The sequence below is a fragment of the uncultured Aquincola sp. genome, from assembly GCF_964001545.1.
GTDB lineage: Bacteria > Pseudomonadota > Gammaproteobacteria > Burkholderiales > Burkholderiaceae_C > Aquincola.
This window is the reverse complement of the sequence record NZ_CAXFDV010000052.1, coordinates 1-7,273: the sequence shown is the minus strand read 5'-3', so window position 1 is coordinate 7,273 and position 7,273 is coordinate 1. Positions and strand designations below refer to the sequence as shown.

At 70.0% G+C, this 7,273-nt stretch carries 6 protein-coding genes; 1 reads left to right on the top strand and 5 read right to left on the bottom strand.

The window, feature by feature from the left end:
• Positions 1–677, bottom strand: a 677-nt coding sequence (locus tag ABNT58_RS01875; RefSeq protein ID WP_348751817.1) for an SDR family oxidoreductase, incomplete at its 3' end; no start/stop codon positions are given.
• A 79-nt stretch (positions 678–756) separates the two neighbouring features.
• Complete coding sequence (locus tag ABNT58_RS01870; RefSeq protein WP_348751818.1) at positions 757–1,266, bottom strand: Lrp/AsnC family transcriptional regulator; 510 nt, start codon at positions 1,264–1,266, stop codon at positions 757–759.
• 128 nt (positions 1,267–1,394) lie between these two features.
• On the opposite strand from ABNT58_RS01870, the gene ABNT58_RS01865 reads away from it, so the two are divergent.
• Positions 1,395–4,985, top strand: coding sequence for an indolepyruvate ferredoxin oxidoreductase family protein (locus ABNT58_RS01865; protein ID WP_348751816.1), 3,591 nt, complete (start codon positions 1,395–1,397; stop codon positions 4,983–4,985).
• Positions 4,986–5,096: 111 nt separating this feature from the next.
• Here the strand turns inward: ABNT58_RS01865 and ABNT58_RS01860 are convergent, their stop codons facing one another.
• From ABNT58_RS01860 to ABNT58_RS01850, 3 genes are all read right to left on the bottom strand, one after another.
• Complete coding sequence (locus tag ABNT58_RS01860; protein WP_348751815.1) at positions 5,097–5,939, bottom strand: HDOD domain-containing protein; 843 nt, start codon at positions 5,937–5,939, stop codon at positions 5,097–5,099.
• Between the two features lie 346 nt (positions 5,940–6,285).
• Positions 6,286–6,759: a VOC family protein gene (locus ABNT58_RS01855; protein ID WP_348751814.1), complete on the bottom strand. Its 474-nt coding sequence runs from the start codon at positions 6,757–6,759 to the stop codon at positions 6,286–6,288.
• Positions 6,760–6,835: 76 nt separating this feature from the next.
• A partial coding sequence (locus tag ABNT58_RS01850; RefSeq protein ID WP_348751813.1) for a pantoate--beta-alanine ligase occupies positions 6,836–7,273 on the bottom strand: 438 nt, incomplete at its 5' end.

Here is a 7,273-nt window from a genome sequence, read left to right as displayed (position 1 = left end):
GCCTGCGCGATCTCGTCCGGCGCGGCGATGCGGCCCAGCGCATGCAGCCGCGCCACCGCGGCCAGTTGCTCCGGGCTGCCGTTCATCTCGCGCGCCATCGGCGTATCGGTACCGCCGGGCAGCAGCGCATTCACGCGCACCCGGGCCGGCCCGGCTTCCACCGCCAGCGCCTGCACCAGGCCGATCAGCCCCGACTTGCTGGCCGCATAAGCCGCCACGCCGGCAAAGCCCGCGGTGTGGCCGACGAAGGTGGACGTGAAGATCAAGGAGCCGCCACCGCGCGCCATCAGCGCCGGCAGTTGATGGCGTGCGCCCAGGAAGGCGCTGGTGAGGTTGGTGTCCAGCGCCTCCCGCCATTGGTCGGGCGAGACCTCGGGCGTCGGGCCCATCGGCCCCAGGGTGCCGGCATTGTTGAAGGCGATGTCCAGGCCGCCGTAGGCCTGTTGCGCCTGCCGCACCAAGGCTTGCGCATAAGCGTCGTCGCGCACGTCGCCGGCCAGCGCGCACGCGCGGCCGCCGTGGCTGCCGATGTGCTCGGCCAGCGCCTGCAGCGGCGCCAGCCGACGGGCGCCCAGCACCACGGCGGCCCCATGCCGGGCGAGCAACAGGGCGGTGGCGTGGCCGATGCCGGAGCTGGCGCCGGTGATGAGGGCGACCTTGCCTTCAAGGGTCTGCATATGGGTCCTTGCTGCGTTGAAACGAAGACGCAGCATCGGCCGGCAGGCGCCTTGGCGCTCGCCGTTCCCGGACCTGTGATCAGCGCCTCGCGCGCCTCGGACGGGCCGCCGGCTTCGCCTGCCCGGCCGGCTCCACCGGCAGCGCCACCTCGGCCTTGATCTCGCGCAGCACGATGGACGAGCGCACATGCGTCACGCCGGGCAGGCGGAAGATGGTGTCGTGCAGCAACTGCTCGTAGCGTTTGATGTCCGGCGCCAGCACCGTCATCACATAGTCGGCCTGGCCGGTGGTGCTGTGGCACTGCACGATGTGCGGGCTGGCGGCCACCGCCGCCTCGAAGCGGCGCACCAGGTCTTCGCTGTGCTTTTCCAGGTTGGCTTCCACCACCACGCGCAGGCCCAGGCCCACCTTCTCGGCGTCCACCAGCGCGGTGTAGCCGCGGATCACGCCGGCCGCTTCCATGTCCTTCACGCGCTTCCAGCAGGGGCTGGACGAGAGGCCCACCGCCTCGGCCAGCTGCTGCACCGTCTGGCGTGAATCGCGCTGCAGCTCGGCCAGGATCCGCAGGCTGAGCGCATCCAGTGAAATTTGCTCCGCCATCTGCACTTCTCAGAATGATTTGCCTGCAGTATGGCCGATGCGCGGCAAATCAAGCATCGATTGCTGCGTGGCCTTGCCTATGCTGTGCCGATTCCCAGAAGTACGCGGAGACAGCCATGGCCATCCAGAGCCCCGAGCAGCACCCCATCACCCGCCCCGACTACCAGCTGAGCCACAGCCTGTGGGCCGGCAGCGGGCAGATCTTCCTCACCGGCACGCAGGCCCTGGTGCGCCTGATGCTGATGCAGCGCGCCCGCGACGAAGCCGCAGGCCTGAACACGCAAGGCTTCATCAGCGGCTACCGCGGCTCGCCACTGGGCATGCTCGACCAGGCCATCTGGAAGGCGGGCAAGCGCTTCAACGACTGCGGGCTGCGCTTTTTGCCCGCCATCAACGAAGAGCTGGGCGCCACCGCGGTGCTGGGCACGCAGCGGGTGGAGTCGGACGCGGAACGCACCGTCGATGGCGTGTTTGCCATGTGGTACGGCAAGGGCCCGGGCGTGGACCGCGCCGGCGATGCGCTCAAGCACGGCAATGCCTACGGCTCGTCGCCGCACGGCGGCGTGCTGGTGGTGGCGGGCGACGACCATGGCTGCGTCAGCTCGTCGATGCCGCACCAGAGCGACCACGCGATGATGGGCTGGAGCATGCCCGTGGTCTCGCCCGCCAACGTGGCGGAGTACCTGGAGTTCGGCCTCTACGGCTACGCCTTGTCGCGCTACAGCGGCGCCTGGGTGGGGCTCACTGCGCTGTCGGAGGTGGTGGAGAGCGGCTCCACGGTCGACCTGGACCTGATCGCCGCTCGCACCGCCGCCTGGGTGAGTGCCGATGCCGTGCGCGCCGCCACCGGCCACCAGGCGCCGGCCGACGGGCTGCACTACCGCTGGCCCGACCTGCCTTCGCTGCGCATCGAGTCGCGGCTGGCCGACAAGCTGGACGCGGTGCGGGCGTTCTCCGCCATCAACAGCATCGACCGCCACGTGATCGAGTCGCCGCAGGCCAAGGTGGGCATCGTCACCTGCGGCAAGGCCCACTTCGACCTGATGGAGGTGCTGCGCCGGCTGGAGATCACGCCCGCGATGCTGGCCGAAGCCGGTGTGCGCTTGTACAAGGTGGGCCTGAGCTTTCCGCTGGAAACCACGCGCATGCAGGCCTTTGCGCAAGGCCTGCAAGAGGTGCTGGTGATCGAGGAGAAGGGCGCGGTGGTGGAGACGCAGATGCGCGATCTCTTCTACAACCAGCCGGTGCGCCCCGCCATCGTGGGCAAGCTCGATGCGCAGGGCCGGCCGCTGGTGTCGGCGCTGGGTGAGCTGCGGCCTTCAGGCCTGATCCAGCTGGTGGACCAATGGCTGGTGCGGCACTTCCCTGGCCAGCCGGCGATGGACAAGCGCCACCTGGTGCGCGACTTCATGCCGCCTGGGCTGCTGGCCAACGACGCCGACAGCGTCAAGCGGCTGCCGTATTTCTGCGCCGGCTGCCCGCACAACACCTCCACCGTGGTGCCCGAAGGCTCCAGCGCCCGCGCTGGCATCGGCTGCCACTTCATGGCCAACTGGATGGACCGCGACACCGCGGGCCTGATCCAGATGGGCGGCGAGGGCGTGGACTGGGTCTCGCACTCGATGTTCACCAAGGTGCCGCATGTGTTCCAGAACCTGGGCGACGGCACCTACTACCATTCGGGCTACCTCGCCATCCGCCAGGCGGTGGCGGCCAAGGCCACGCTCACCTACAAGATCCTGTTCAACGACGCGGTGGCCATGACCGGCGGCCAGCCGGTGGACGGCGTGATCAGCGTCGATGCCATCGCCCGCCAGGTGGAAAGCGAAGGCGTCAAGCAGGTGGTGGTGCTGTCCGACGACATCGGCAAGTACGCGTCGATCAAGGACCGCTTTCCGGCCGGCACCGAGTTCCACGACCGCAGCCAGCTCCATGCGGTGCAGCGGCGCCTGCGCGAGGTGCCGGGCGTCACCGTGCTGATCTATGAGCAGACCTGCGCCGCCGAGAAGCGCCGCCGCCGCAAGAAGGGCGAGATGGTGGACCCGGCGCGCCGGCTCTTCATCAACGAGCGGGTGTGCGAAGGCTGCGGCGATTGCTCGGTGCAGAGCAACTGCGTGGCGGTGCTGCCGCACGAGACACCGCTGGGCCGCAAGCGGCGCATCGACCAGAGCAGCTGCAACAAGGACTATTCCTGCGCCAAGGGCTTTTGCCCCAGCTTCGTGGGCGTGCTGAATGGCAAGCCCCGCAAGAAGACCGGTGCGCTGGCCGGCGCAGGCGCCGAGCGCTTCATGCAGCAGGTGGCGCAGCTGCCGCAGCCCGCGCCGCATGTATGGACCGGCCCTTACGACCTGCTGGTGACCGGCGTGGGCGGCACCGGCGTGGTGACGGTGGGCGCGGTGATCGCGATGGCCGCGCACCTGGAAGGCAAGAGCGCCAGCGTGCTCGACTTCATGGGCTTTGCGCAAAAGGGCGGCTCGGTGCTGAGCTTCGTGCGCCTGGCCGACACGCCCGAGCGGCTGAACCAGGTGCGCATCGACACCCAGCAGGCCGACGCGGTGCTGGCCTGCGACATCGTGGTGGCCGCATCGCCCGAGGCGCTGCAGACGGTGCGCCACGGCCGCACGCGGGTGCTGGTCAACACGCACGAGATTCCGGTGGCCGAATCGCTGAAGAACCCCGACGCCAGCCTGAAGACCGACCTGCTGCTGGCCAAGCTGGAGTTCGCGGCCGGCGTGCAGCAGGTGGAGACGTTCGAGGCGCAGGCCCTGGCCGAGGCTTTCCTGGGCGATTCCATCGTCAGCAACATCCTGGCGATGGGGTATGCCTGGCAGCGCGGGCTGATTCCTGTGAGCCTGGCCGCGCTGCAGCGCGCGATCGAGTTGAACGGCGTGGCGGTGCAGGCCAACCAGCTGGCGTTTTCGCTGGGCCGCATGGCCGCGGCCGATGAAGGCGCCTTGCAGGCGCTGCTGCAGGCGCCGGTGGATCCCACGCCGGCCGAGCCCGAGACGCTGGATGCGCTGCTGGCCCGCGGCGTGGCCCACCTCACCGCCTACCAGAACGCGGCTTACGCCCGCCGTTTCGAGGCGCGGGTGCGCCAGTTGCGTGAACGCGAAGCGGCGCTGGGCGGTGATGCCTCGCTGCCCTTCACCCGCGCGGCGGCGGCCAGCCTGCTCAAGCTGATGGCCTACAAGGACGAGTACGAGGTGGCGCGCCTGTACACCGACGGCGCGTTCAAGCAGCAGCTGCAGCAGCAGTTCGAAGGCGACCTGCAGCTGGAGTTCTACATGGCACCGCCGCTGCTCAGCCGGCCGAAGCATGGCGGCACGCCGCGCAAGCTGCGCTTTGGCAGTTGGTTGATGCCGATGCTGGGCGTGCTGGCCAAGGCGCGGGCGCTGCGCGGCGGCCCGCTGGACCTGTTCGGCTACACCGAAGAGCGGCGCATGGAGCGGGGCCTGATCAGCGCCTTCGAATCACGCCTGGACGAGCTGCTGCCGTTGCTGAGCACGCAGACGCTGCCGCTGGCCACGCAGATCGCGGCGCTGCCGCAGAAGATGCGCGGCTACGGCCACGTCAAGATCGCCAACGTGGCACTGGCCCGGGCGCGTGAAGCCGAACTGCTGCACCGGCTGGACGGCACCCGCTGGCCCAAGCCCGCGGGCACCGCCCAGGCCGGGCAGTTCCGCGGGATTCCGGTGGTGTCGGGCTGACTGGTCAGTCCCGCCGGGCCGCCCCAAGAAACTGAGCTCCCCAAGGGTCCGAAGGGCCCTCTTACAAGGGCCTGGGGGCGCGAGCGCAGCAAGCTCGGGGGCTGTATCAAATCAGTGCACGAGGGCCTCGACCCCCGCCGTGGCCAGCCGGTGGTCGGGCAGGTGGGCGTCCAGCCACTCCAGGTCCAGGTGCAGGTGCTCCAGCAGGGCCGACTGCATCAGCTGCAGGCCATCGATCACCGGCACGCCCAGTTCGCGGCAGTCGGTGATCACGCTGGCCAGGCGCAGTGCGGCGCCCATGCGGCTGAAGGGCCGCGTGGCCAGCGGATCGCAGGCGGCGGTGATCGCCATCACCAGCTGCGCCGGGAAATGCCAGTGGTGGGCCAGCGCAGCCGTCACCTCGGGGTGGCTGCAGCCGAAGAGGCGGCTTTCCACCGCCATCGCCGAATCGATGGTGCTGGCCTGGTACTGCGCCAGCACCGCATGCTCGGGGTCGGTCATCAACATCAGGATCTGGCCGGTGCGCAGCACCAGGCCGCCCAGGTAGGCCTCGTCCTCGTCCAGCCCCATGGCCCGGGCCAGCGGCTGCGTGTAGGCCGCCAGCGCCAGCGTGGAACGCCAGAAGCTCAGGCGGTCGAAGCCGATCACCGACGGGAACGCGCTGCTCATGCAGGCGGCCAGCGTCAGGTCGCGCAGCGCGCGCAGGCCCAGCGTGGCGGCCGCGTCCTTGAGCGACGAGATGTCGTGGCGCGGCGCGTAGCGCGGCGAGTTGGCCAGGCGCAGCACCTTGGCCGCCAGCACCTGGTCACGCCCGATCAGGCCGGCCACTTCGGGCAGCGACAGGTCGTCGCGCGAGAACGAGCGGATCAGCGTGTTGGCCACCTCGGGCATCGCCGGCAGCGTGCTGGCGCGTTCGACGAAGGGGGCGAGGTTGGAATGGGGCAGGGAAGACACGTGACAGGCTCCGGCGAAGAGGTTTGTTACGGTCTTTCGGGTGGGCGGGCGGGAACTTGAGGGGTGGGCGGCGCTGCCGGGCCCTCCGGCTGATCAGGCGCCCCGGTTGCGGGAGACCGGCAGGGCGCCGCCGGGAACGAACCCAGCCTGTTGAACCCGGCTCAGCAACCGGTTGCTGACAGTGATGAATAAGCATTCCAGCCCCGCCCGGTGCGTACGGCTTTCGAAGGTGGCGCGGTGCGCACGCACGCGGACATGCGTGGCGACACCGGCCAGCCGCCACAGCCACTCGAGCGTCGGTTGGACCAGCGCGCCCCAGGACATCGCAAGGTCGACCGCAGGGTCCTCACTGCCCCAACGCAAACATCGCCGCCGCCCGCCGGCTGATTTCTTCGGGCGACACGTCTTCGATGTGGGTCGCCAGGATCCAGCGGTGGCCGAAGGGGTCGAACAGGGAGCCGGTGCGGTCGCCGTAGAACTGGTCTTGCACCGGCATCGCGGCCTGGCCGCCGGCCGCGATGGCCGCAGCGTAGGTGGTGTCCACGTCGTCCACGTACAGCAGCACCGAAGCGGTGTTGCCGCCCAGCGTCTTCGGGCTGCGGGTGCCCCACTCGGGCGTGTCCTCGTGCAGCATGATGATGGAGTCGCCCACCCGCACCTCGGCATGCAGGATGCGGCCGGCGGGGTCGGCCAGGCGCATCACCTCCACCGCGCCGAAGGCCTGCCGGTAGTAGTCGATCGCGGCCGGCGCGCCGGTGATCGTCAGGTACGGCGTGGCCGAGTGGTAACCGGCGGGCTGCTTGCGGACGGCGGCGTTCATGCGGCACTCCTTCGGCTGACGGGTGCCTTTGATTCTGCGGCGCCCGCGGGCCGCCGCCAAGCGGGAACCCCCTTGATCAAACTTCCAGGTTGTCGATCAGGCGGGTGTTGCCGAGGCGGGCGGCGGCCAGCACCACCAGCGGGCTGTCGTCGCCGGCGGCGGGTTCGGCCAGGTCGGCCTGGCGGCGCACGGCCACGTAGTCGGGCTGCCAGCCGCGGGCCTGCAGCGCTTGCACCGCCGCGGCTTCCAGCGCCGGGAAGTCGCGCCGGCCGCCGCGCACCGCGTCGGCCACGCGCCGCAGCTCGGCGCTCAGCACCGTCGCTTCTGCCAGCTCGGCCGGGCTCAGGTAGCCGTTGCGCGACGACAAGGCCAGGCCGCTGTCGGCGCGCACCGTTTCGCCGCCGATCACTTGTATAGGCAGGTTCAGCTGCTCGACCATGCTGCGCACCACCAGGCACTGCTGGTAGTCCTTCTTGCCGAACAGGGCGATGCCCGGCTGCACGATCTGGAACAG

Bases quoted from the DNA above. Each gene is read 5' to 3' on its own strand.
- ABNT58_RS01865 (WP_348751816.1), top strand. From the start codon at position 1,395: ATGGCCATCCAGAGCCCCGAGCAGCACCCCATCACCCGCCCCGACTAC.
- ABNT58_RS01855 (WP_348751814.1), bottom strand. From the start codon at position 6,759: ATGAACGCCGCCGTCCGCAAGCAGCCCGCCGGTTACCACTCGGCCACG.